At 35.1% G+C, this 24,691-nt stretch carries 24 protein-coding genes and 1 pseudogene; 20 read left to right on the forward strand and 5 right to left on the reverse strand.

What is annotated here, in order from left to right; genetic code table 11:
* Window positions 1–68 precede the first annotated feature (68 nt).
* The 4 genes from LGQ02_RS08875 to LGQ02_RS08890 all read left to right on the forward strand — a co-directional run bounded on the left by LGQ02_RS08875 (window position 69) and on the right by LGQ02_RS08890 (window position 3,604).
* Window positions 69–1,196 (forward strand): conserved virulence factor C family protein, encoded by a 1,128-nt coding sequence (locus tag LGQ02_RS08875; protein WP_226517824.1) that lies wholly within the window; start codon window positions 69–71, stop codon window positions 1,194–1,196.
* Between the two features lie 201 nt (window positions 1,197–1,397).
* Complete coding sequence (locus LGQ02_RS08880) at window positions 1,398–1,604, forward strand: hypothetical protein (RefSeq protein WP_226517825.1); 207 nt, start codon at window positions 1,398–1,400, stop codon at window positions 1,602–1,604.
* A gap of 10 nt (window positions 1,605–1,614) precedes the next feature.
* The gene (locus LGQ02_RS08885) at window positions 1,615–2,103 is read left to right on the forward strand and encodes a PH domain-containing protein (protein ID WP_226517826.1); all 489 of its coding nucleotides are present in this window, start codon (window positions 1,615–1,617) and stop codon (window positions 2,101–2,103) included.
* A complete protein-coding gene (locus LGQ02_RS08890; protein WP_226517827.1) occupies window positions 2,096–3,604 on the forward strand; it encodes a PH domain-containing protein in 1,509 nt (502 codons plus the stop codon). The genes LGQ02_RS08885 and LGQ02_RS08890 overlap by 8 nt, the downstream gene beginning before the upstream one ends.
* Before the next feature lie 179 nt (window positions 3,605–3,783).
* Here the strand turns inward: LGQ02_RS08890 and LGQ02_RS08895 are convergent, their stop codons facing one another.
* Entirely contained in the window at window positions 3,784–4,752 is a 969-nt protein-coding gene (locus LGQ02_RS08895; protein WP_226517828.1) for a DUF2777 family protein, read from the reverse strand.
* A 702-nt stretch (window positions 4,753–5,454) separates the two neighbouring features.
* Complete coding sequence (locus tag LGQ02_RS08900; protein WP_226517829.1) at window positions 5,455–6,396, reverse strand: MBL fold metallo-hydrolase; 942 nt, start codon at window positions 6,394–6,396, stop codon at window positions 5,455–5,457.
* 208 nt (window positions 6,397–6,604) lie between these two features.
* Here LGQ02_RS08900 and sigI point away from each other — a divergent pair, with 208 nt between their 5' ends.
* From sigI to LGQ02_RS21580, 3 genes are all read left to right on the forward strand, one after another.
* Window positions 6,605–7,348: an RNA polymerase sigma-I factor gene (gene sigI, locus LGQ02_RS08905; protein ID WP_226517830.1), complete on the forward strand. Its 744-nt coding sequence runs from the start codon at window positions 6,605–6,607 to the stop codon at window positions 7,346–7,348.
* The gene (locus LGQ02_RS08910) at window positions 7,345–8,562 is read left to right on the forward strand and encodes an anti-sigma factor domain-containing protein (protein ID WP_226517831.1); all 1,218 of its coding nucleotides are present in this window, start codon (window positions 7,345–7,347) and stop codon (window positions 8,560–8,562) included. Before sigI ends, LGQ02_RS08910 begins: the two co-directional genes overlap by 4 nt.
* Before the next feature lie 121 nt (window positions 8,563–8,683).
* Window positions 8,684–10,006, forward strand: coding sequence for a DUF5667 domain-containing protein (locus tag LGQ02_RS21580; protein ID WP_264184010.1), 1,323 nt, complete (start codon window positions 8,684–8,686; stop codon window positions 10,004–10,006).
* Between the two features lie 27 nt (window positions 10,007–10,033).
* On the opposite strand, the gene LGQ02_RS08925 is transcribed toward LGQ02_RS21580, so the two are convergent.
* Both LGQ02_RS08925 and LGQ02_RS08930 read right to left on the reverse strand, forming a co-directional pair.
* Window positions 10,034–10,954 carry a hypothetical protein gene (locus LGQ02_RS08925; RefSeq protein ID WP_226517832.1) on the reverse strand — a complete coding sequence of 307 codons (921 nt, stop codon included), beginning with the start codon at window positions 10,952–10,954 and terminating at the stop codon, window positions 10,034–10,036.
* Between the two features lie 10 nt (window positions 10,955–10,964).
* Window positions 10,965–12,011, reverse strand: coding sequence for a toxic anion resistance protein (locus tag LGQ02_RS08930; RefSeq protein ID WP_404802390.1), 1,047 nt, complete (start codon window positions 12,009–12,011; stop codon window positions 10,965–10,967).
* A 793-nt stretch (window positions 12,012–12,804) separates the two neighbouring features.
* Between LGQ02_RS08930 and LGQ02_RS08935 the strand changes: the two genes are divergently transcribed.
* The 4 genes from LGQ02_RS08935 to LGQ02_RS08950 are packed head-to-tail and all read left to right on the forward strand — an operon-like array spanning window position 12,805 to window position 16,982.
* Complete coding sequence (locus tag LGQ02_RS08935; RefSeq protein WP_226517833.1) at window positions 12,805–14,340, forward strand: sensor domain-containing diguanylate cyclase; 1,536 nt, start codon at window positions 12,805–12,807, stop codon at window positions 14,338–14,340.
* On the forward strand, window positions 14,337–14,855 hold the full coding sequence (locus LGQ02_RS08940; protein WP_226517834.1) for a hypothetical protein: 519 nt from the start codon (window positions 14,337–14,339) through the stop codon (window positions 14,853–14,855). Before LGQ02_RS08935 ends, LGQ02_RS08940 begins: the two co-directional genes overlap by 4 nt.
* 14 nt (window positions 14,856–14,869) lie before the next feature.
* On the forward strand, window positions 14,870–16,213 hold the full coding sequence (locus LGQ02_RS08945; protein ID WP_226517835.1) for a purine-cytosine permease family protein: 1,344 nt from the start codon (window positions 14,870–14,872) through the stop codon (window positions 16,211–16,213).
* 7 nt (window positions 16,214–16,220) lie between these two features.
* Window positions 16,221–16,982: an NRDE family protein gene (locus LGQ02_RS08950; RefSeq protein ID WP_226517836.1), complete on the forward strand. Its 762-nt coding sequence runs from the start codon at window positions 16,221–16,223 to the stop codon at window positions 16,980–16,982.
* Between the two features lie 506 nt (window positions 16,983–17,488).
* Here the strand turns inward: LGQ02_RS08950 and LGQ02_RS08955 are convergent.
* Entirely contained in the window at window positions 17,489–18,379 is an 891-nt protein-coding gene (locus LGQ02_RS08955) for a diacylglycerol/lipid kinase family protein (protein ID WP_226517837.1), read from the reverse strand.
* Window positions 18,380–18,624: 245 nt separating this feature from the next.
* On the opposite strand from LGQ02_RS08955, the gene LGQ02_RS08960 reads away from it, so the two are divergent.
* The 9 genes and pseudogenes from LGQ02_RS08960 (at window position 18,625) to LGQ02_RS09000 (ending at window position 24,639) form a co-directional block, all read left to right on the forward strand.
* On the forward strand, window positions 18,625–18,813 hold the full coding sequence (locus LGQ02_RS08960) for a twin-arginine translocase TatA/TatE family subunit (protein WP_226517838.1): 189 nt from the start codon (window positions 18,625–18,627) through the stop codon (window positions 18,811–18,813).
* 166 nt (window positions 18,814–18,979) lie between these two features.
* Complete coding sequence (gene tatC, locus LGQ02_RS08965) at window positions 18,980–19,723, forward strand: twin-arginine translocase subunit TatC (RefSeq protein WP_226517839.1); 744 nt, start codon at window positions 18,980–18,982, stop codon at window positions 19,721–19,723.
* A gap of 546 nt (window positions 19,724–20,269) precedes the next feature.
* Complete coding sequence (locus tag LGQ02_RS08970) at window positions 20,270–20,680, forward strand: hypothetical protein (RefSeq protein WP_226517840.1); 411 nt, start codon at window positions 20,270–20,272, stop codon at window positions 20,678–20,680.
* Between the two features lie 135 nt (window positions 20,681–20,815).
* Window positions 20,816–21,112 (forward strand): hypothetical protein, encoded by a 297-nt coding sequence (locus tag LGQ02_RS08975; RefSeq protein ID WP_226517841.1) that lies wholly within the window; start codon window positions 20,816–20,818, stop codon window positions 21,110–21,112.
* A gap of 41 nt (window positions 21,113–21,153) precedes the next feature.
* The gene (locus LGQ02_RS08980) at window positions 21,154–21,807 is read left to right on the forward strand and encodes a hypothetical protein (protein ID WP_226517842.1); all 654 of its coding nucleotides are present in this window, start codon (window positions 21,154–21,156) and stop codon (window positions 21,805–21,807) included.
* A 444-nt stretch (window positions 21,808–22,251) separates the two neighbouring features.
* Window positions 22,252–22,713: a DUF4367 domain-containing protein gene (locus LGQ02_RS08985; RefSeq protein ID WP_226517843.1), complete on the forward strand. Its 462-nt coding sequence runs from the start codon at window positions 22,252–22,254 to the stop codon at window positions 22,711–22,713.
* A gap of 130 nt (window positions 22,714–22,843) precedes the next feature.
* Window positions 22,844–23,296 (forward strand): DUF4830 domain-containing protein, encoded by a 453-nt coding sequence (locus LGQ02_RS08990; protein WP_226517844.1) that lies wholly within the window; start codon window positions 22,844–22,846, stop codon window positions 23,294–23,296.
* Between the two features lie 447 nt (window positions 23,297–23,743).
* Window positions 23,744–24,185 (forward strand): annotated as a pseudogene (locus tag LGQ02_RS08995) (VOC family protein).
* A 172-nt stretch (window positions 24,186–24,357) separates the two neighbouring features.
* The gene (locus tag LGQ02_RS09000) at window positions 24,358–24,639 is read left to right on the forward strand and encodes a hypothetical protein (RefSeq protein WP_226517845.1); all 282 of its coding nucleotides are present in this window, start codon (window positions 24,358–24,360) and stop codon (window positions 24,637–24,639) included.
* The last annotated feature ends 52 nt before the right edge of the window (window positions 24,640–24,691 follow it).

The raw sequence follows: 24,691 nt of genomic DNA on the forward strand, positions 1-24,691 counted from the left end.
CAAAAAATAGATTGTGATACGATATAAAAAGAAAAGCACATGGTCATAGTGGAAAGGGGAGTGACGTTATGAAAATCGTATCTGTAGAACCAACACCAAGCCCAAATACGATGAAATTAACATTAAATCAATCTTTACCTCAAGGGAAGAGTCACAATTATAAAAAAGAAAACGCAGCAGACGGTCCTGCATTTGTTCAGGAGTTATTTAAAGTTGAAGGCGTCAAAGGGGTTTATCACGTCGCTGACTTTATCGCTGTAGAAAGAAATGCAAAAGTCGATTGGAAAGTGATCTTGCCAAAAGTTCGTGCTGTATTCGGTGAAGCAGAAGAAGAGACAACAGAAGATGAAAACCAAGTGGATGAACATTACGGTGAAGTAAATGTTCAAGTTCATATGTTTAAAAACATTCCAATGCAAGTGAAAGTAACGAATGGTGAAGAAGAAGTTCGCGTCGGGTTACCAAATCATTTTAAAGAAGCTGCTGCAAAAGCGGCTTTACCTGAAGATAATATTGTTATGCAAAGGCAATGGGTCGATCAAAAGCCTCGTTACGGTGATTTAGAAGATGTCGGTAATGAAGTCGCAGAAGAATTGCAAGCAACTTATTCAGAAAAGCGATTATCAGAACTTGTTGAAGCTGCTAAAAATCGTGAGGAAAATAAAGAAGTTCATAAAAAACAGTGGTTAAAAGTAACGGAAGAAATGCTTGATGACCCAGACTGGAGAAAGCGCTTTGCTTATCTAGAGCAAATGGATCCGAAACTCGAAGATTTATCTGTACTAGAAAAAGCTTTAGAAGACGAAAAAGCATCGATTCGTCGTCTAGCAACCGTTTATTTAGGGATGATCGAAGACGAAAAAGTCTTGCCATATTTAGAAAAGGCATTAAACGATAAATCTGTAACGGTGCGACGTACAGCAGGTGACTCATACTCTGATATCGGAAGTCCTAAGGGAATCCCAGCCATGATCAAAGCATTGTCCGATTCTAATAAACTGGTTCGTTGGAGAGCAGCTATGTATTTATACGAAGTTGGTGATGAATCAGCAATCCCAGCCTTAAAAGAAGCAGAAAATGACCCAGAGTTCGAAGTTAGCATGCAAGCGAAACTAGCTTTAGCGAGAATTGAAGGCGGAGAAGAAGCCAAAGGATCCGTTTGGAAACAAATGACTGAAGCCATGGAGAAAAAGTAAGGTGTGACAGGTCCCGCTTTCGATAGGAAGCGGGGCTATTTATCGTTTTTTAGGATAACTTTTGTTTTTATTTAGACTATGTTAATTTTCAGGGTAGAACCTATTTTAAAAGAAGAAACAAATGGAAAAGGTATGAAGAGTATGATAGCCTAATATCTGTATAGTGAAGGATTTATATACAAGCAAAAGGGTGGTTTTAACATGACAAAAGATGAACTAGTAAAAGAATTAGAAGAAAAAAAGATGGATGACATTATTGAATTAATCACAGATGCTGAAAAGGGAGGATTAGAAGCATTAGAGCTGGCACCTTCATTAGGGTTATTACGAGACGAATCATTAAATGAAAATGTCCTAAATATATTAAAAGAGTATGGAGTAGAAATTATTTATGTTGACGAAGAATGAGGATTTCTCGGTGATTAGACGAAAGCCGGACCAATCGTTAGCAGAAAAAACGTTACATGTTTGGCGAATAGCTAGTGCTCTTGAGTGGCTATTTTTCGTATTGTTGCCAATCGCTTATTACATCGCGAAAAATTATTTCTTCATAACATTACCTAATTGGCCATTAATAGCAATGGGCATTATACTTATTCCACTAGGGCTATTAAAAATATTTATTGTACCAAAAATGCAATGGAAAAGATGGCGGTATAAAATTTATGAAAATGAAGTAGAATTGATGTTTGGGGTGTTTGTTGTAAGACGAATCATTATACCGATGATTCGAGTGCAACATGTTGATACAAAACAAGGCCCACTACTTAGGCATTATGGATTATCGTCCGTGACAATTTCAACCGCAGCGACCGTCCATGAAATTCCCGGTCTCGAGGATGATAAGGCGAATCAATTAAGAGATCACATTGCGCAGTTAGCAAGGGAAGCTGATCCTAATGAATAGTTGGAATAGGCAACACCCTATAGCAATCTTTATTAGCTTTTTAAATAATTTAAAAGAAATGATTATTACCTTTATTGCTGTGATTATTTTCGGTCAAGCACAAGCAGGTGGATCAACGTTTTACATCGTTTTCTTTAGTTTGATTTTAATTATTTCATTAGGAAATGGCATTATTCGATGGTGGACATTTAGGTATCAGTTATTTGAAAATGAAATAAAAATAAAACATGGACTCATTTTTCGTAAAAATCGTTATATAAGAAAAGAAAAAATCCAAAGTATTGATATTAATGCAAAGTTGTTACAACGTATATTTGGATTAGTAGAAGTAAGAATTGAAACAGCTGGGGGCGGAGATGAACCAGAGTTTAAGATTACTGCACTAAAGAAACATGAAGCAGCGATGATAAAAGAGCAACTATTAAGAGTCGTTGAAAGTCCAAAAGAATTAAATGATGATGAAATGACGGGCCCTCTTGACGAAAAGGAAGAAGCCGAAGAGGTCCATGAGGAACAAACACAAGAACAAGTACAAGAGAAAGAACACGAAGAGATACGACAATATAAATGGATGTTATCAAATCCAAGGCTTGTTATTGCAGCAATGACATCGAGTGGGGTCGGTATTGCAGCGACATTTGTTGCGGCTATTATGTCGCAAGTCCAACAATTTATCCCTAATAGGCTATATGAACAAGTTATAGGTTTTGTCATCCACCATAGTATATTATTTATAGGTTCTTGGGTTGTTTTTATATTGTTTATCGCATGGGTCATTACTGTGATAAGAACACTACTGAAATATGGGATGTTTTCTGTAACAAAAAGAGGTAGTGAGATCCATATCTCACGAGGGGTAGTAGAGAAACGCCAATTAACGTTATCAGACCACAAAATTACAGCGGTAAGAATCGTGCAAAATTTACTAAGGCAACCTTTTGGGTTTGTCGCAGTGTATGTAGAAAGTGCTGGTGGAGGAAGTAAAGAAGAGGATTTATCAACGATTTTAATCCCAATGTGTAAGCGCAATGAAGTAGAAGGACTACTTCAAGAACTGTTACCGGACTATGATGTTTCATCTGTTTATGAAACTTTACCTGGTAAAAGCTTAAGGAGGTATATGATTCGTTTAATCGTTCCTTCGCTGATTGCCGCTAGTGTCTTTACTTACTTTATCCCGTATGGTTGGCTGGCTTTTATCCTACCGTTATTAGCAGCTTTGTTAGGGTATTGGCAATATAAAGATGCAGGACTGCATGTAAATGATCAGTTTTTGTTCCTTCGTTCAAGAAGCTTTGTCAAAACAGAATTCATTTTACCAAGAAAACGAATTCAATCTATGGATATGTCCCAACATTATTTACAAAAGATTGATCATTTATTTTCACTACATGTATCAGTTTTATCGAGTATTACTGGAAAAACATTTTTATTAAGGCATATTAGTGGAGAGCAAAGTAATCGTACCTTAAATTGGTATTCCTATGAAAGAAATAAATAAAAAAGGCTGTCTCATCATTTAATTAATGAGGCAGCCTTTCGTTGCACTATAAGAATGTATAAAATTTTAGCTAAGAAGCAATATCGGCGTAGTGAAAATTTTTATGTGTATAGTATAAGTGCAACTACGCCTTTGTCTTCGCCTTAAAGGCTCGCCAATCGGCGAGTTTTCTTTATTTTTTATTCATTTGAAAGTTGTGTTGCGTAAGTCGCTAATAGCCTTTCACCCGTGTCTGATGTAAATTCAAAACGGTCGTATGTTACATCTGGGCGATCATCTTTTAACGATCGTTCATAATGGTGCTGAAGGACATACTGTTTGTTTTTGTTAGCATAAGAAATAAAGTTTACTCCGGAAAAGTCTTTATTCTCAAATGAATTTAATAGTTGCATGAGAAGTGAGTTATGGCAGTAGACAGAGTGTTCATGACCGATCCCAAGCTTTGATAAAGCTTTTTCTAGTGCTGTCAGAGAAGCTTCATCAAGTTCGTTTAGTAATATTTGATATGGGTCAAATTGTGTCTTATTTAATCGAACCGTTGAACCGTGCTGCAATTCAACTTGTTTTCCGCCATAAATTTCAAATGTTGTATCATGCAAATAGATTCCTGGAACCCAATTGCCGTTTACGTTAATTTCAAATTCAAAAGGACACCCGTCAATAGAAAGGGCTTCTTTTTTTTGTTCATCATAAATGAAAAACTGGTTTCCCTTTTTTACAAGTTGGTAATAAATAAAATTACCTTCAAATAACAAGTTTTCACATTTCAAACGACGAAGTTCATGTTGTATATAGTTCATTAACGTTTCTGTTTGCTCATTTTGCTCTTGGATTTGGTCCCACTTTTCTTTTAGAGCAAGAGCGAGTGATTTCGTATAATTCGAATTGAACGGTTCGTTTAATGGTTCAATTCGTGTACCCGGGCACTCAATTAGCTCGTTTTCTTCAAGCACTTTATCTAAATCATTTTGTACAGTTTCATGGAAGAGTTCAGGAATAGACTGTACGCCAATGATCTCTACAACTGCACGCCAAGGTACATTCGGTTTAAGCTTTAAATCTTTTAAGATGGCTATATACGTTCCTTGTTTTCCATGGTTTAAAACGACATGCTTGCCAATATGTTGTTTTGCTTCATTTCGATTCATAAGAATCCCCACTTTGATGTTCATAATAATCAATTTAGATGATTGATATTTCTATTATAGTACATTTCATACGCGTGAAACATTAATAACTTCGAAGATTTTTTGAATGAATAAAAAATTATGTTTGAAAATTATTTTTTACTTAAAGGAATTAATTTCATAACTCAAAATATGATGCCAAATTCCGAATGATGAGCGTGAACGTCACTTCAGACGGACGCTTTCCCGAGGGCTTGTCTTTAGCTAACTTAGGCTCGATTACTCGTCGCAGATAAACAGTGTTCCTGCGATTACTCGTCGCAGCTCGAAGCAGTTCGAAGAAGTATTGCTCGTCGCTGATTCTCTGGGAGTCGTCGCCTTTCGTTACGATCACTTCTAAACAAAACTTGGCTTTTCGTTAAGTCATTAATTAGGAACTTCGACTACAATCGATCACGTCCTGTGATCAACGCCGAAGTCACCACCTCCTGTGGAAGTAAGCCTTAGTTGCCACAAGCTCAACTCCTATGATTAAACGTCGAGTTGCGACGAGCAAGCGTAGCGGCGCAGGAGCAGTTATCTATCGACCATAAATTTATAAATTGTGATAGTGAAAATCAAACGTACATTTAATGATATATTTATAATATCATTGAACGGATGTCGCACTTGTGCCTTGGGGTGAAAGCGAAGTGTATTTCTACTGCAAGGTGAATTATGAAATTAGCTCAAATAATCTAGAATTCCCATTGCACTTATCTTTAAATCTAAGTGAATAAATTGATATGCTGAGTGGGAAGGAGAAATTCCCTGTTTCTTTAATTCATGATTTACTTCATTTAAGAGTATATTTTGTAATGTTTCGTGATCTTGATTTTGATCGAATACTTCTTGTCCTTTTTCCATAAAAATAGATAGCCAATATCTTATTTGTTCATAAACAACACTTGGTTGATCCGAAATACCAAAGTGACCAAAAGCAATTTGTTTTGGCTCAAATGATTTAATTTCCGCTAAAGAATTCAGCATATCCTCCGGATTAAACTGGTTAGGTGAAGTAGAAGGCAAATAAAGAGATACGTTATCTCGCTCTAAAGAAGGGTAACGGATGCCAATTGTATCCCCTGTAAACATTGTTGCGGTTTCCGTATCATAAATACTATAGTGATGCTTTGCGTGTCCGGGGGTATCGATGAAAGTTAATGTCCTGTCATCAGTTAATGATAAAGTTGATTGGTCTGCCTTCTCAACTAGTCTATCCTTAGCAATAGGTAGAATTGGGGCGAATAAATCATCAAATGCAGCACCATATACAGCTTTTGCTCCTTTAATTAATCTTGAAGGGTCACATAGGTGGCGATATCCCCTCGGGTGCACAACAACCTTTGCATTTGGGCAGTCATTTAGAAGTAAACCTGCACCTCCAGCATGGTCTAAATGGATGTGAGTGACAATGATCCATTGAATGTCTGATAATGGTATGCCGATTTCTTCCAGTCCTTTTTTGATATATTCATTTGAAATACTAGGGCCTGTCTCGATAATTGTGACATTTCCCTCTGGTCGACAATCTAAGACATATGTACCAGTTCTTTCGACTAACCCTAAATCATGTCCGTCAATTAAATGAAAATTTCGACTAAACGTTAAGACGAGTTGCGACAAGATTTTCAGCCCCTTTTAAAAATAATATTTTCATTATTGTATTGAACTGTTACATATTTGTAAACTAATTATCACGGAAATGTAAATGATAGATAGGTAGAATTTCACCTGCGTAAATATATTTTTATCGATATTATGTTAAAATGCCCCCTTAAACTTTAAAAAGGGACCGAAATACTATAATGACATTAATGTGAGGTGTTTTCTTGTGCTAAAGCGCCTGTTAAATAAAAATACAGATCAGAGCTCATTAAATGATTTAGTAATGAAAATACAGGGTGGACACAATGAATATGAAAGCGATCTAATTGAACAATACATACCGTTTATCCGCAAAACGACATCAAAGGTATGTAAACGGTACATTAGTTCGACAGAGGATGATGAGTATAGTATTGCGCTCATTGCTTTTAGTGAAGCGATTCATCAATATTCTCCCGATAAGGGAAGTTCATTTTTATCTTTTGCAAGTCTTGTTATTCGAAGAAGAGTCATCGATTATATAAGACAAGAGCAACGAAGACGTACATCCATTTCAATGGATTATACAGAAACAGATAAAGAAAATATGGAAAATGTTGCTGAAGTTCATGCTTCTTTTCAAGAATATCATTCAAAACTTGAAAATGAATACAGACGAGAAGAGATTATTCACCTGCAGGAAAACTTAAGTCAATATGGCATTACGTTAGCTGAAGTCTCTGAACAGTCACCGAAGCATAAAGACGCAAGAGAAAACATGCTTGAAATTGCGAAGACTGTTATTAATGATGACAACTTACGAGAAACTCTTATTGAAAAGAAGCGTCTTCCAATGAAGCAGTTAATGAATGAAATTACAATGAGCAGAAAAACAATCGAACGTAATCGAAAATATATCATCACTCTCACAATTATATTAATGGAGGATTACCGTTATTTGAAGGATTACTTGAAGGAGTGGATATCGTGAAAAAAGGGGTCATAATAGATAAAAAAAAGCGATATATGATTGTAATGACACAGTCTGGAGAAATAGAAAAGGCTAGAATGAGAGATAGCAGTGAAATCGGTGAAGAGGTGACATATGTTCCTCATAGAAGCTTTCAATTTACTACCATTTATGAAAACAAAACATTTAGTGTTCCATTAGCTTTAGCGATGGTATTTTTACTCATGTTACCGATCTATCCATTGTTTCAAACAGATCGTGTATACGGTACCGTTTCATTTGATGTAAACCCAAGTGTAGAGTTTGCTGTAAATCAAAGTTATGATGTTATTTCAACGAATGGTTTTAATGAAAGAGGTAATGATGTTTTAGAACAGATAGAGGATCAACTAGTTGGAAAACCACTGAATCAAGCTGCGTTGCTTCTCATAGAAACAAGCAATGAATTAGGGTATTTATCTTCAAATGATATTTATGTATCGTCTCAATTATCTTTATTTAGTCAAGATACTTGGGGAGAAGATTATGACCAATGGGTATCTAACATCTACGATGACTATTCTGTAAGTTTTGTTTCGTTACTGTTAGATGAAGAATTGATTCAAGAAGCAAATGAGTATTCATTATCTCCAGCTAAATTTTTACTATTAAAAGAAGCTGAAAATCAAGGGATGGAGATTGAGCCTACAGAAGTAAATAATACTTCAATCAAAGAACTTGAGGAAAGTGTAGGAGAAAGTGTTGAAAATGTCGCGTCTAAAAAAGCAAATAATGAAGAAGTAAAAGAACAAGGGTCAAATGGAAACGAAAACTCAAATGTAAATCGGAAGGAAAACCGTGCAAATAAAGATGAGGACCATCCTTCAAACTCAAATCCGGGTAAAGGAAACAATCATGACACTCATCCATCTGAAAATGCCCCTGGCTTAAACAAGGATGATAAGAGCCCAGGCAATAGCGGAAACAACGGAGGCCCAGGTAATAGCGGAAACAACGGAGGCCCAGGTAATAGCGGAAACAACGGAGGCCCAGGTAATAGCGGAAACAACGGAGGCCCAGGTAATAGTGGAAACAACGGAGGCCCAGGTAATAGTGGAAACAACGGAGGCCCAGGTAATAGCGGAAACAACGGAGGCCCAGGTAATAGTGGAAACAACGGAGGCCCAGGTAATAGCGGAAACAACGGGGGCCCAGGTAATAGCGGTCGAGGGCATGGAAATGGTCCTAATAACTAAAAAAAATAGTAGGACTTAGTACTTGTTTAAAAGAATTAAATAAAAAACCACCCAAAAATCAGCACATGTTGCGAAATTATGTAACGTAACAAAAAATGATTTAAAGGGTGGTTTTTTTATTATGAAAAAGATCAAAATTAGAAATGTCGTAACAACTGCAGCACTTGTAGGAATGTTATCAACAGCATTACCTGCAAATGCCACTTTTGCACAAGAAGATGACTCAGACTTCAAATCAGTGAACTTAGATGAAGTAATGGAACAAATTGAAGAATTAGATGAATCAGCTGAAGATATCATTGGTGACGAACTACAAGATGATGAAGTAGTGTTACCTAACAATTTCTATGTTTTTATGAAAGAGGCATTAGAATCACTTCAATTAAAGCTTGCAACGAGTGATATCGGTAAAGCGAAAGTATTAACTGAATTTGCTTCTGATCGACTTGAGCAAGCTTACACACTCATTTTACAAGGTGAATATGAAGAAGCTGAAGCATTAATTGATGAAGCTTATGAACAATACTTATTATCTGAAGAACTAAAATCAGATCAAGAAGACGGTACTGAGGAAGACGGTACTGAGGAAGACGGTACTGAGGAAGACGGTACTGAGGAAGACGGTACTGAGGAAGATGGTACTGAGGAAGACGGTACTGAGGAAGATGGTACTGAGGAAGATGGTACTGAGGAAGATGGTACTGAGGAAGATGGTACTGAGGAAGATGGTACTGAGGAAGACGGTACTGAGGAAGATGGTACTGAGGAAGACGGTACTGAGGAAGACGGTACTGAGGAAGATGGTACTGAGGAAGATGGTACTGAGGAAGACGGTATTGAAGAAGATGGTACTGAAGAGGAAGTAGAAGAAATTACTTTCCACCAGTCTATCGTAAGCTTATTACGTAACATCGAGAAAATTGAGAATCCAAATGCGAAAGCTGCTTTAACACGTAATGTCGAAAGAAAAATGGAACAACTAGGCCTTGACCCTGCACTTGCTTTCCCTGAAGAAGAGGAAGTTGAAGAGTCAGAAGAACAATCTGATGACCAAAATTCTGAAGCAGGCGAAGATACTCAAAATGAAGATTCAACAAATGAAGATGCAACAAATGAAGAAACGAATGGCGTATCTACTTCGGAAGTAACAGAAGAAGAAGAAGAGAAGCGTACTGAGAAAAACAACCGTGGCAATGGAAATGGAAATGGTAACAGCTCTTATAACGGTGAGCAAAATGGAATTGGCAACAACGGAAATGGAAACAACGGAAATGGAAACAATGGAAACGGAAAAGGAAACGGCAATGGAAATGGCAATGGAAATGGCAATGGAAATGGCAATGGAAACGGCAATGGAAACGGCAATGGAAATGGCAATGGAAACGGCAATGGTAATGGAAACGGCAACGGCAACGGCAATGGTAATGGGAACGGAAATCGTTAATCGTCATATAAAAAAGATGCTGACAATTTAGTCAGCATCTTTCTTTTGCTCGTATCTTATACGGTTTAATCTTAATAGGTGCTCCATACGGTCCATTCGTGAATCATTAATTTGATTCTTTAAATCGTTTACAAATGTAATCATCGCATTTACTGTATTTGTAAGTTCCTCATACTTTGCTTGTCGTTGTTCTGGAGTCAATTGTTCATAGGTTTCTAATAAGTTTGGAAGGTCTCGATTTATTAGTCTTTTAATCTGATGCTTTTCTTCAATATCAAACAAATGAATTTCCTTCACACATAAATCAATGGATGATTGCAATGTAAGGAGTTTTCCTTGTATTTCACTATCCAATTGCGAGTTTGACTGACTCGTTATTGCTTTTATATTTGATAGAATGTCATGTTTTACAGATTCTGTTTCATCCTGTTGATGATTCACTTCTTCTGAAATGGAAGTTGGAGGAAGTGCTTTTCCGTTTTTTCCTGATAATGATTCATCAAGCTTGTTAACTGCTATAAAAAGTGGTGAGAAAAGCGAGTGGTTACGCACATTTCTTACAATGGTGCGCCCTTCTTTTTGATAGTAAATCGTGGAATCGGCCACTTTCCCCATTCCTGATTCTTCTTTGAATTGCTTTCTATATACAGTTAAATACACCCGTTTTTTTAATTTTGCGGAAGATTTTTTCGTATCGATTAATTCAAGGTGAATTTTTTTTTGCTTGATTTTAACTTTAAATAAATAGCCTAATATTTCTCGTTTAAACGTTTTGTTTAGTCGAGGTAATTCAGACAACGATGACAAATCTGATATAAATTCTATAGCTTCTTGTACAAACGTTTCTGTATGTGCATCCTTAATATCGGGGTCTTTTAACGGTTTTAAATAATTTGGTAGAAATGGTTCGAGCCATTTCTGTTCTAACAGATTGTCACGCCAACTCAACTTGTTCACCTCATTCGTTCAACAACTTTTGTCCCATCTGGTTATTTAGTTCATCCATTTCACTAATAAATTTTTTGCTTGATTCAATGATACGGGTGTTGGATTGTTCCGTCATTTCAATGGCTGCATAAACATCTTCATACGCTTTTTTAAATGTTTCTAATGCAACAGCTGGCTCTTCTAACGTTTTTAATGTTTCCTCTGTGTTAGATTTCAGTAGTTGAGCATTTGATAAAATCATTGACTCCGTCGTTTTGTTTACATTTTGTACAGCATCAATGACTTTTTTCTGATTGCTTAATGACAGTTGAATTGATGCAGTGACAGTAACGATATTTTTCGTCATCGTAATCGCGTTAAAAATCGCTTCTTCAAGTTTATCATTATTTTCAACAATAATATCAACTGAAGCTAGTGATTGTTGAAGGACGAGGACTGCTTGCTGCATATTTTTAATCCGAGAGAGGACTTTTTGCTGTCCCTTTTGGATCGGAGACGGATCATTTTGCCATTCTTCTTTTTCTATTTCAGCTTCAAGCATGACATTTAATTGCTTGCCTACTTCAATTTGTTCGTTTAAACGATCAATTCGTTCGTGGGCGACGGTTTTTAGCTGTTGGAGCATCACTGTATCTTCTTGGAGACGGTCTTTTCCATTTAAAAGAGCTTCAATGATCGTTTCAACTTCAGATTCTATCGTTTGATATTTTCGCGCGAATTTTTCTGCAGGGCTTTTCCTAACGACTTTATTAAGAAATCGTTTCAACTTTCCTTCTTTTAAGTAATTAGGCTCCAATTCTGATACGATTTCCTTTAATTTTGTTAACTGTTCTGGTAACTCATGGTTCGGATCATTCATCATGTCACTTACTGGGGTTTTTAACGATTCGAGTGACTCCCCAGCTTTTTCTTGTTCGTCAGATCCAATTTTTCCGAGTGTCTCGAGAATTTCGTTCAGATCCATATTTTCACGCATGTTTTCTATATAAGTTCTTGCCTTTTGTTCCTTCGTTTGCATTGGCATTTCGTCACGATCTTGATGTTGTTCATTTGACATAGGTTACAGCCTCCTAACTGAGAGGAATTTTGTTGTTTATTGTGATTACTTACGAATAGAGTGGATATAAGTTTCATTTTAAATTATACCTTTCAAGTAAACTAGAAACAACAATTGGTGTTTCTAGATGATCATATGAAAAGGGAGTTGAAGTGAGAGTGCGGCTACCATGGAAGAAACCGTATACTCGTTAGGATAGACCGTTATGGAGGAGAGGGTGTCTTTGATTTTGAGTTTACTTGTATTTTTTAAAAGAATACATACTTGAATCAATTTCATAACTCAAAATAAGATGGGAAATCCGAATGATGAGCGTGAACTTCACTTCAGACGGACGCTTTCCCGAGGGCTTGTCTTCAGCTAACTTAGGCTCGACAACTCTTCGCCTAAGTGGATCTTCAGACTGCGCAATCCTCCGGGAGTCGCCGTATTTAGTTACGTTCACTTCTAAACAAAACTTGGCTTTTCGCCAAGTCTAAATGGCGAAAGCCTTAGTTGCCGTTAAACTATCGACCATAAATTTATAAATTCTGATAGTGCAAATAAAACGTACATTTAATGAAAAAATTTATCATATCATTCGTTTCATTGCGAAAAAAACATAATTATGAAATTGATTCACTTTTGCTAACCTTCTATTAAAACTTGTGTTTCTTAGATAAAATAGAGGTTGGAAACAAAAAACAGTCGTACTATTATGATATAATAAAAGGAGAAAAATAGGATAAATGTCATAAGACTTTCATTTTGTTGCAAGCGTTTGCATTAAATGCAAAAGGAGGGGAAAGCGAAAATGTATATGGAATTTATCATCTTATTCCTTGGTTTAGCCTTGTTTCTTACGTTGAATCTAATACGATTTTATTTTTCAGATGTGATAAATAAATTAATACTCATTTTTGGTTCAAGTCTATTAATTGCTATAAGTTTGGTTCATTTAAATGAAGCCCATTTATTATGGATGGGATTGTTCTTTATTTTTATTATGGCCTCATCTTTTAAATGGAAGGGTGCTGTTATTTCAGCACTTAGTTTACTAGTGTTGTTCTCATTGGTACCTGTTTCAACTCAAATTAGCTATCTCTGGATTAGTGCTTTTTATATGATTTTTTCTTTAATAATGGGATTATTATTTGAATATTTACATCGAGAACGGACGAAATTTGATAGATGGCAAAAACAGTTTTATCGTCAGTCCAAAAATTTACACATCTTGCGAGAAGTTTCGCTTGCTTTGCAAAGTACATTAAACTTAGATAAATTGTTACATATTTTTTTAACTGCAATAACTGCGGGGTATGGATTAGGTTACAATCGTGCATTATTATTTTTAGCGAAGGACTCTTATAACACATTTGAAGGAAAACTAGGGATTGGACCTCTATCTGTCGAACAGGGGCACAAAATTTGGGAGAATGTTGTTGTAAATAAGCTAACATTAAAAGATTTTATACAACTTCAAGAAAAAGCAAAGCTAGATGACCATGAATTAAACAAGATGTTACGATCACTTTCATTTCAAGTGTCGGATGAAAACGATACAATGAGTGGTGTTATTCATAAGAAAGAACCAGTCATAATAGAAGAACACACGAATGATCCACTCGTTCGACAAATAAGGGAAACATTTTCTATGGAACAGTTTGCGGTTGTTCCATTATTAAATAGAGGAAAAGTCGTTGGCGTTTTAATGATTGACAATATTGTAAACGGAAAAGAAATAAAGAAAGAAGAGATGGACAATATTATGCCGTTAGCTACACAAGCTGCAATGGCAATTGAAAATGCTTCACTTTATAGAAAAACGGAAGAAATGGCGATTACAGATGGTTTGACTAAACTATATAATAAACGCTTTCTTGACCGGATGCTTCCCCATTTATTTGAGTCAGCAAAAACAAATGAAAACCCTCTCTCGGCTATTGTTATCGATATTGATCATTTCAAAGTCTATAACGATACTCATGGACACTTGTTAGGCAATGATGTGTTGATAAAATTAGCAGATATTTTAAAGAATCATTTCGGGCATGAAGATCTCGTGTGTCGCTTTGGTGGTGAAGAGTTTGTCATCATTTTACCAATGAAAGATGAGAAAGAAACATGTCAATTAGCTGAAAGCGTTCGTGCAAAAGTAGAAAAAGCACACTTTTATGGTGAAGCTCGTCAACCGAATGGGAGTGTAACTGTAAGTGTTGGGGTTGCTTCATTCCCTTCTCATGTGAGTGATATTCATACATTAATAGATCATGCTGATAAAGCATTATATGCAGCGAAATCAAGTGGGAAAAATCGCGTCAATTTATACGAAGGGGTTGAAGTATCATGAATGTCTTAATCATCGTCATGATGTTTATTTTAGCTTCAATATCACTTATCATGTTAAGTAGACCGTTTATGTATTACGTCTTAAAGTGGAAAACAGAAAATAAATTAACAAAGCACAATAAAAAATTAACGGAATTACACTTTTCATATGAAGAAATGACTTATTTTGTTTCATTACCAAACTCAACGCCTCTTATAAAGGAAGCGAAAAGAGAGCAGTTAAAGGCTGTACCGGATTTTACTTCTTTTATTTTTCCGAAAGTTAAAGGGTTAAAAATGCAAGTGCAATCAGAAGAAGACCAAATTCTTATTGCTTATATATCAATTGATCAATTTCGACTGCCTTTTTTCGATCGACTATTACATGATAAGAAAATGAATGAACGCCAATATTATGAAATGAGTGCGTATACACTTTTACACCCTAATACGAAAAAGCTTTTTCTAGATGAAGTTTATCGACAAATTCATCGAAATGATAGCAACTTATTTGATCAATATAAGGTAAACATTTAATAGGAGGAACATTTGTGTCAAATGCCATTGAAAGGACAGAACATCATCAAGGTTTTACAAAGATTGAGAGACTTGGCTTAGAAAAAGTTCCTGACCACTTAAAGACGACAACTGCTTTTGATTATTCAAGAATACAAATCGCCGTTTCTGTAAACGCTGGAAACGTTTTAGTCCCTGCTCTAGCTGTGCTAGAAGGAGGGCTTTCTTTTTCAGCAGCTGTATTATCAACCGTTATAGGGGCTGTACTTGCATTCGTTTTTGTGTCTTTACTTGCATTACCTGGGGCTAAATATGGAATCCCAGCACAATATGCCATTCGCACAATGGTTGGGACAAAAGGGGCGATGTGGATTACATCACCAGTACGAACGATTACCTCATTATATTGGTTTAGTGTTCAGACAATCGGTGGAGCATATATGTTACAAGAAATTTTACTACGAGCCTTTCATATACATATTCCGTTCATTTATCTGTCATTATTTTTAGCAATGATTATGGGGTATCTCGCTCTTGTTGGCTTTCACATGATGAAAAAAATAACAGCATTTTTCACACCGATCATGTTTTTATCAGCCGTTGTCATGTTTTACGTGTTCTTTACGTCAACACCGACGGGAGAAAACCATGTGGCAATCTTTCAATTTGGAAGTGATAACTCCTTATCCATGATGGCCTTTTTTGCCAGTCTGGCGTTTGTTCAATATGTGTCAGGTGTTAGCTCTTCATCAGACTTGGCTAGATACGGCAGATCAACTCATCATGCGTTTTGGGGTATATTAATAGGAAATAGTGTAGGCTTTACGATTACGGCATTACTTGGTGCCTATACGGCAGCTGCTGCGAACCATTGGAATCCGTTTATTATTACTAGCCAATGGACAGACTCAACAATATTGTTGTTCATTATTATGAGTGCCGCAATGATGAGCATGATTACGATTAACTTAAATAATGCATATACAGGAGGATATAGTTTATTAAATAGCTTTCCTTCACTAGGAAGAGTAAAGAGTGCAATGATCTTTGGTGCTGCAGGAGTTTTATTAAGCACATATCCAGGAGTAATTGATGAAGCAGAAGGTTTTATTTCATTATTAGGGGTGTTTATCATCCCACTATCAGCAGTTATTGTAGCTGATTATACCGTTCATAAAAAGCTTAACATAAGTCGTAACGATTTAATGAAACTAGCAGATAATAAGAATAAATTGAATGCAGACGCATCATATGCCATTGTGTTTGGTATGATCATTTATGCACTCATCCCTTCTAGTTATGCCCCAGGTTTTATTAGTTTTTTTGTGACGGTGTTCACTTATGTTTGTCTAAAATATTTCAGAACAAGAAGGCGTTGATAACGGTATGTGTTTAATTGGGTTAGCAATCGGAGAGCATCCTGAATTTCCTTTTATTCTAGCCGCCAATCGAGACGAATTTTATGATCGTCCAACTGAAAAGGCAACATTTTGGATGGAAAACAATGATGTCGTAGGAGGAATCGACCTTGAAAAAGGAGGTTCCTGGTTAGCTTTATCAAAAAGTGGCGATATTGCGATGTTAACAAATGTAAGAGAAAAAAGTGCGCAAGAAACATACACAACATCAAGGGGAGAGCTTGTAAAAAGTTATTTTACAAACAGAGAAAAGTTTTATCATTTGATCAGCGAAAAGGAGAATTTTGAAGGGTTCAACTTAATATATGGTTCCATAAACAGGTTGAATTATCTTTCAAACCGAATAGAAGATACGAAAACGATTCATAGGGGCGTTTATGCTTTAAGCAATGCAGAGTTGAATAGCGACTGGCCAAAAGTAGAGAGCATGAAAAAAGCGATGTATGATGGATTAGAAGTAAATAACAAAGAAGAACTCGTAGTACACTTGTTTAACGCTTTAAGAAATGATAAACAAGCCGATGACGAATATTTACCGACGACAGGTGTAACGAAGGAAATTGAGAAAATGTTGTCTCCTATGTTTATCAAAACAGAAGGATATGGTACAAGATCAAGTACAGTGATTATTGTTAATAAAGACGGGGATTGTACATTTATTGAAAGGTACTACGTTCCAAAAATCACCGAAAGAAGGTATTCATTTAAATTGAATAGTTATGATATTTGATACTGAATAAGGGGATGGGTTATTTTAAACACCCTCCCCTTGTTTTCATCAATGTTTAATTTGCAAACAAGTGAATCAATTTCATAATTCCGTTTTTTCGCAATGAAACGAATGATATTATAATTTTTTCCATTAAATGTACGTTTTATTTGTAAGTGAACGTAACAAAAGACGGCGACTCCCGGAGGATAAGCGCAGTCTGAAGATCCACTTAGGCGAAGAACTGTCGAGCCTAAGTTAGCTGAAGACAAGCCCTCGGGAAAGCGTCCGTCTGAAGTGAAGTTCACGCTCATCATTCGGAATTTCACATCTTATTTTGAGTTATGAAATTGATTCAAGTAACTAAATAAATGATACAGTGACAAACTAATTTGATCACTAAATGCAAAAACATAATGACCGAAATCACATTAATTAACCTTCTATTTTGTAAGTTTTATTTGGTAATTTTGAAAACAAGAACAATATACCAATTAGTAATTAGGGAAGCTACTAATCTATGACTACTAAAAGAAACGCACTGCATCTTGCTCAACAGTTACTGTTATCGGAGTTTGGCACAGTTTTTCACCGTCTCCTTGAACAGGTGTTTGATGAGAAGACTCTATTTGAAATGTCGTGCCACTCATTGAATGAACGTATGGAAGTGATAAATGTCTTCGAAAAAAGACAGAAGGTAAGATGACGACTAATTTTATCAATGATAACCCGTGGACGATGACAAGGTCTGCTTTCCCATCATGAGGATCAGACTGTGGACATATCGGAATTCCTCCACCATAATAATTCGTATTTCCACCTGCAATAAGCCAAACACGGTCAAACGTTTGTTTCCCATTTTCATCGGTGATGGTTGCTTGAACAGGTTCATATTGTTTAATTGCTTTAAAAAAGAAGAGCAAATATGTCAATTTACCTAAGAAAGCACGGTTTAACCATTTTTTTAATTTTGAATGTTGACATAAGGAGGCAGTCACAGCATCGACTCCAATTCCAACGATCGATAAAACACGCTTATCTTGAACTCGTAATAAATCATAGGTTTTTGGTTGATTATGTATAATTCGTTTTATCGCTTTTTTCGTATTGTTACTTATTTTTAATGAACGTCCGAAGTCATTTCCAGAGCCTGAAGGGATTAACCCAAAGGGGACATCAATATCGTGTAAATGTTGAATCGTTTGATGTAATGTTCCATCACCACCAACTACGATGACTCCTTTTAACGCATTGCCAGTTTCATTTATTTTGTCATGAATGATTTGCCACATTTCATCCCCTTGATATTGGTGGGTAAAATATGATACAAAACGTGTAGAGAAATGTTGTTTCATTTGTTTTAGGATATAATTAGACTTATGTTGACCTGAGTACGAATTGACAATAACAATAAACATAACGTTCTCCTTACAAAGTTGAAATTCTATGAATCACACGATGGACTAGCTTTTTCATTATAACATTGAAATAGTAGAAGGCACTGATTATTTCGATAATCTTTGAAAGGGAACGTAGGAAATGAAATTATGAATATTATATGAGAATTTACGTTGAATATAGTATTATATATATTCAGGCTTTATAATAGAAGTGTAATTCGTTTAACCAGAGACTGGACAAACGAGCCAGAGGAGGGATATAAATGCTATCTAATATTGGAATTCCAGGTTTAATCCTTATACTAGTCATTGCATTAGTAATTTTCGGACCAAAGAAGCTTCCGGAAATTGGTCGTGCGATGGGACAAACGCTAAAGGAATTTAAAAACTCGACAAGAGACTTAACAAATGAAGATGATGACGATTCATCGAAAAAAAAATCAAATCAATAAAGTGATGACTTCAAAAAGTTACTAAGCTTGCTAGTTCCAGGTGGACTAGTAACGTCGATCGTTTTGTCAAACTTTTTGAGTGCCGCTAAAATGTAAAATAAAGGGTTGAAAGGATGTGAGGTGTCATCCATCTTGCATCTTTTTCATGTTTAAGGAGAGCCTCATCATGTCTAACGAAAGTATGAACATTCTTGATCACTTAGACGAATTAAGAAAACGTATTATGATCACGTTAGCAGCATTTATCGTTTTCTTTATTATAAGCTTTATTTTTATTCGGGACATTTATGAATGGTTTGTTAAGGACCTTAATATGACACTCACCGTCTTAGGACCGCTAGATATTGTATGGGTTTACTTTAGTTTAGCAGGTGTCATTGCGTTAGCGTGTACTGTACCAGTACTCATCTTTCAAATTTGGGTGTTTGTAAAGCCGGCCTTAACTGACAAAGAAAGGAAAGCAACGATTATTTATATTCCTGCTTCTTTCATACTGTTTGTAGGTGGGTTAGCATTTGGTTATTTTGTTGTTATGCCGATTGTATTGAATTTCTTGCTCGGCTTATCAGCAGAGATGTTTGAAACGATGTTTACTCCGGATAAATATTTCCAATTCGTATTAAGAATGACCATTCCTTTTAGTATTCTATTTGAAATGCCATTAGTCGTTATGTTCTTAACGAGTATCGGTATTATAACGCCTGAAGGAATGAAGAATAACAGGAAATATGCTTACTTTGCATTAATTGTCGTCAGTGTACTTATTTCACCACCAGATTTACTTTCGGATATTCTAGTGATTATCCCATTACTACTCTTATACGAAGTAAGTATTACAATGGCTGGATTCGTTTACCGAAAAAAATTAAAAAAAGAACAGCAAACTGAAGATTCACCGTATCATTCTTAAAGTAGAAGGTCTCATTCCGAGGCCTTCTTTTTTTGTTTTTCTCATAAAAATGTATAGAATTTCACCTAAGATTTTTACTCGAAGTAGATGAATTTAAATGTGAAGTATAAGTTCAACTAAGACTTTTTCTTCGGGTAACAGATTCCCAAGCGGTGTAACGAGTTCCGTAACCTGTCTCAAACAAAGAAAATGTTGAGTAATTTGCCTATCAAATTATATGGTGATTTGATAGGGGTTTTTTATTTATTGATCTATAGGGGATTACCTCTTATTGAAATGTTTTTCGTAATCTAAATTGTATGAAAAATGTATCAAGCCTCAAGGTACATTTTCAGCTGGAGTTTTATTAAACGAAAATAACCTAACAAAAGAGTTTGTGGCAACGTTGGAATTATATGTTAAAATTTCAATGTGTAGTATGCTGAGTTTGTGAAAAGATGTACTAAAAGTAATGGGGAGTTTCGCTTAATAAGGACATACCATTTTTTTATTGAACTAACGGAGCAGAATAGTTGAATAAATATATGGTTATGAAGGGGGAGAACGATGATTAAGAAACTATTTGGGTTTAAGAGTAGAAATGTATTATCAAATATTACTTTGGATAACATCCAAAACAAGATGAATGAAATGGGATTTAATAAGGAATTTGTTGATGAAATAATGATTATTTTAGAAAACAGGTTTAATAAATATGGTAAGGAAGAATTCCAAGAATGGTTTGACGGGTTAAATTATAGATTACCAGAGGAATTTAATAATGAAAAAGTTGCTATTAAGATATATGAAAAGCATTCTCTTTTGATTGAGGAACAAGTAAAAAAATTAGAACAGGAAACAAAATTATCTTGGGAAATACAAACAGAAGATTTAAAAAACAGTAATGAAAAAGTACAAAAAGTTCAGTTGGTAATTAGACATAGGCTCTCAGATATTTCCTTAGACTTGTTAAACTAACGGAGAGCGAGAGTTGAATAAGCTCTCGCTTCTGTTGTGGTACTAATGGGGAGTTTAGGAAAAAAAGCAGTGATTTAGGTGAAAAGTTAAGTGAGATACCACTTATTAAGGTAAAAGTATAGGGGGCAGTACACAATGCACGAAATATCATTTCTTTTAGGAGTTTTTATGATATTATACGCAATTGGTCATGCAATGAAATTGACCTTTTTGTTAGGAAAAAGAGCCAAAAAGTTGGACAGAGATGCACGCCATAAACATCAGAAAGGACTAGTGGCTCCCTGTTTAGCGTTAGGTATTATATTTATAGGCATAAACATTGCAACAGAGGCAGAAATAATTGGAACAACTTTGTTTGTGGTATTATACATTGTTTTGGTTTTACCACTTGTAATTTGGATTTTTGCTTATGACAAAAAACACGTAGGTTAATATTTTGAGCAATCATTTAATACAAGGGGGGAAAATAAACTATGAAGAAATTACTGTGTGTATGTTCACTCATAATTGCAGGTATAACCTTATTTGGTTGCGGTAGCAGTAATATGGCTGAAAACAACGATGGGGAAAAAGAAGTTTCTGAGACAAATGAAAAGAAACAGTATGATAGCGTAATAGAAGAAATTAGAGATAAGGCAATGAGTGAATTAGACATAAAAGATATTCTCGTTCCAGAAATGGAAGAATTAGAAATCAAAAATGCATTTGTTACTTTTTCAGGAGAAGAGCCTTTTTCTGTAGATGTTCAGTACCATGCGGAAGTATCGGATAAAGATGAGCGCTACGAAAATGAAGTCATTGTAGAAGAAGAAAAAGAAAAAACAGGGATGAAACATCTCGTTCCTCCTTATGTAAATGCGGGAGATATGTACTTTTGGTTAGCTTTTAGTAAATTAGATATGCCGGAGATGCTTAATAACGAAGAGGGCGGTATTAGTGAAGACTTGATAGAGATAGAAGCAAACGAAGTGTTATTTAGAAACAACGGAACCGACTATCAATACTTTATCGCTGTGGATGAAGGACATTATATGTTTTCATACAATATTGAGCACTATTCGCAAGAAGAAGTTGAAAAGATAACAAGCAAATTCATAGAAAAAATTAAATCAGGTGAATATAGTTAAAGATTGTTAAATCATATGTATATAACTACGGGTAGCGTTTCTTTAATAAGAGACGCTATTTTTTGGCCAAATAAAAGGAAAATAATGTTAAACTTGAAATGATAAAGCTTATTAAAGTAATGGAGAGATTAATTTTGATCATTGAAATTAGGAACTCCAATTACTAGAAAAGGTGGTTTAATTGAAAAAAGCTACTTGGACTTTAATCTTCATGATAAGCGCATTTGTAATTTTTAGTGTTGTGACAAAGGAAGTCAATTTTGGAATGGTTGTTATTATAGTAAGTTTTATAATTGGACAGGTAACATTCTATTTTCTACATAGAGATTACTAGCTATACATCTTATGATGGTTTGCTCACAAACGGTAGCTTTATCTGAACAAGCAATCGCTCCCCTTGTATTGTTAACAGGGAGTTTAGCAAAAAAAGAGAAGGAGGTAATTATGAAGAAAATTTTAATGGGAACCTTCCTGTTATTATTGCTTTTATATTTCTTTCCTAATCAATCAGTTGAGATGTCTAAGGTAACCACTACTGATGTAGAAGGTGCGTTAAATGATTTATTAGAATTTGAAATAAAAACCCCTATGTACTTAGAGGATATTACATGGAGGGGAGCTAGTATAACTTATCATGACGACGAACAAGCGAAAATTGAATTATTTGGTAATTCTGATGAAATCAAAGAAGTTTCAGTTAGGTTTGTAGCTTCACTGGTTGAGTTGGAAAAAGGAGAAACCTATACTTGGGAAGAAATCGAGATTAATAATAATCCTGGATTTATCGCTCGTCCAAATGCAATATTTATTCAATGGGAGGTCGACGGTACAACATATAGACTACAAGGCAATAATATAAGTGAAGAGAAATTATTAAAAATAGCAGAATCATTGGGAGGATTTTGAGTTGTATATTAATGAATGATCCTTTAATGTTCGAGGTGTGATAGCTTAATAAGTTATTTTCTTAGTTATTTAATTTTCCATAACATAGTTATTTTTAAGTTTGATTTGTTTTTATCTAGGGGGGAATTTTATGAGGAAAATCTCTTTTTTGATCTTTGTTTCATTTATATTTATCATAGGGTGCCAAGATAGAGAACGGGAAGGAATCCCTTTTCCCAAAGAGCATGAAAATTACCTATCTTCGTATGGTTGGGATATTCGATACAGTCATTCTAAAGTATATTTCAACTATCAAGAAACTGATAAATCGATAGTACATAATCAACTTAATGAACATCAGAAATATGTACAAGAGAAAAAAGAAAATGCAAATATTGACCTCACCCCATACTTGGATGAACCTATCTTACAAAGAGGGTATATTGTAGAAACTGGTTCTCTAAATTATGATTGGATACAAGCATATGTTTATGAAGCAGACGATGAAATGATCGGTGGTTATTTAGTTTTGTATAGGAAAGATAAAAATGATGGGGTTCCCGTAGAAATACCATTGTTGGATTATCAGGATTTAGTAGGTTAAGGGGATGTTGATTATTTTCTTATTGAACAAACGGGTAGCTTTACTGGAGGTATAGATTTGGTTAGATTTTTATTTATTTTCGGACTAATAATATTTGCATTTTGTTTTATATTCTTTGTAATGAACTTTATAGGGGAATATGATGGAATGACGTTAATTTGGACAGTGTTTGGAATGCTCAATGCAAGTATTGCAATGGGGGTTTCTGAAATTTTAAGTGTAGTGAAAAGTAAAGAATAAATACTATGTGAAATAGTGTACTTAAAGAAACGGATAGCAATAGTTCAATAAGCCTCTGGTGCCGTTGAGGGGCTAATGGGGAGAACCCTTCAACAGGAGAAGATATTTTTATTTAACTGTACGGAGCAGGATACTTCAATAAATGTTTGTGGTTGAGATCAGCAATTTACTTAAAATTAAATATAAAATTAAGAGAGGAAGGACAATGTGAACAGATTAAATATAATAACACTTGTTACAAAAGACATTGTAATGTCCCACAAGTTTTTCAAACAATTAGGATTTGACACTTCAGTTAGAGGAAACGAGTCTAGTCCAGATATAATTTTTTTAAAACGAAGGAACCAGAATAGCACTATATCCTTTAGAGGAATTAGCTTTGGATGTTAATGAAAATAATCCTCCAGAAATCGTAAGGGGGTTCTCGGGAATCACTTTAGCTTATAATGCAAAATCAAATGAGGAGGTTGACGAACTATTCAAGAAGGCAGAGTTGGCAGGTGCTACTATTCAAAAAGAGCCTCAGAAAACTGATTGGGGCGGTTATGGTGGTTATTTTACAGATAATGATGGATATTATTGGGAAGTCGCCTACGGAGATATTTGGGAATTTGACGATTCTAATATGTTAATTATTGAGGATGAATAGGTAGATTTTGTGAAGGTCTTTACTTAAACAAACGGAGAAGTTATTAAAGTTACGAATTGTAACTTTGCAACTCTCTTCACACTAAAAAAATGAAAAAATATCAAACTAAAGAGAAGGTTTCTAAAAGAAGATTTTAAGTAAGTTGTAAAAATAATTAAAACGGGGGAGTATTTTGAAACAGTTAATTTATTTTTTTATAATTTTAAGCTTTATGGGAATTATAATTGGTTGCTCACAGAGCAAGCAAAACGCTATGGAATTTGACGAGGACTTGTTAGAGAGTAAGTTTGATAATTTCAGGGATAATATTGAAAAATTTGATTATGAAGAGGTAGACAGGCTACACGCTGAATTATCAGAAATACTAGAAGAAAATAAGCAAGTAGAAGGTAGAAATACCTTGAAAAACTATTTAAATTCTTTGTATCAAGCCAAAGAAGATGGACTTATGTGACTGATAAACTAAAGTGGACAGTTTCCGCTTGATAAAATTGAACATTTATTTA

The organism is Bacillus shivajii, assembly GCF_020519665.1.
GTDB classification, from domain to species: Bacteria; Bacillota; Bacilli; order Bacillales; family Salisediminibacteriaceae; genus Bacillus_CA; species Bacillus_CA shivajii.

Excerpts from the sequence above, each read along its gene's own strand:
- LGQ02_RS08880 (WP_226517825.1), top strand. The coding sequence starts at position 1,398 with ATGACAAAAGATGAACTAGTAAAAGAATTAGAAGAAAAAAAGATGGAT.
- LGQ02_RS08890 (WP_226517827.1), top strand. The coding sequence starts at position 2,096 with ATGAATAGTTGGAATAGGCAACACCCTATAGCAATCTTTATTAGCTTT.
- LGQ02_RS08960 (WP_226517838.1), top strand. The coding sequence starts at position 18,625 with ATGCTATCTAATATTGGAATTCCAGGTTTAATCCTTATACTAGTCATT.
- tatC (WP_226517839.1), top strand. The coding sequence starts at position 18,980 with ATGTCTAACGAAAGTATGAACATTCTTGATCACTTAGACGAATTAAGA.
- LGQ02_RS08930 (WP_404802390.1), bottom strand. The coding sequence starts at position 12,011 with ATGTCAAATGAACAACATCAAGATCGTGACGAAATGCCAATGCAAACG.
- LGQ02_RS08980 (WP_226517842.1), top strand. The coding sequence starts at position 21,154 with ATGAAGAAATTACTGTGTGTATGTTCACTCATAATTGCAGGTATAACC.
- LGQ02_RS08935 (WP_226517833.1), top strand. The coding sequence starts at position 12,805 with ATGTATATGGAATTTATCATCTTATTCCTTGGTTTAGCCTTGTTTCTT.
- LGQ02_RS08955 (WP_226517837.1), bottom strand. The coding sequence starts at position 18,379 with ATGTTTATTGTTATTGTCAATTCGTACTCAGGTCAACATAAGTCTAAT.
- LGQ02_RS08975 (WP_226517841.1), top strand. The coding sequence starts at position 20,816 with ATGCACGAAATATCATTTCTTTTAGGAGTTTTTATGATATTATACGCA.
- LGQ02_RS08970 (WP_226517840.1), top strand. The coding sequence starts at position 20,270 with ATGATTAAGAAACTATTTGGGTTTAAGAGTAGAAATGTATTATCAAAT.
- LGQ02_RS08950 (WP_226517836.1), top strand. The coding sequence starts at position 16,221 with ATGTGTTTAATTGGGTTAGCAATCGGAGAGCATCCTGAATTTCCTTTT.
- LGQ02_RS08990 (WP_226517844.1), top strand. The coding sequence starts at position 22,844 with ATGAGGAAAATCTCTTTTTTGATCTTTGTTTCATTTATATTTATCATA.
- LGQ02_RS08875 (WP_226517824.1), top strand. The coding sequence starts at position 69 with ATGAAAATCGTATCTGTAGAACCAACACCAAGCCCAAATACGATGAAA.
- LGQ02_RS08940 (WP_226517834.1), top strand. The coding sequence starts at position 14,337 with ATGAATGTCTTAATCATCGTCATGATGTTTATTTTAGCTTCAATATCA.
- LGQ02_RS08895 (WP_226517828.1), bottom strand. The coding sequence starts at position 4,752 with ATGAATCGAAATGAAGCAAAACAACATATTGGCAAGCATGTCGTTTTA.
- LGQ02_RS21580 (WP_264184010.1), top strand. The coding sequence starts at position 8,684 with ATGAAAAAGATCAAAATTAGAAATGTCGTAACAACTGCAGCACTTGTA.
- LGQ02_RS08985 (WP_226517843.1), top strand. The coding sequence starts at position 22,252 with ATGAAGAAAATTTTAATGGGAACCTTCCTGTTATTATTGCTTTTATAT.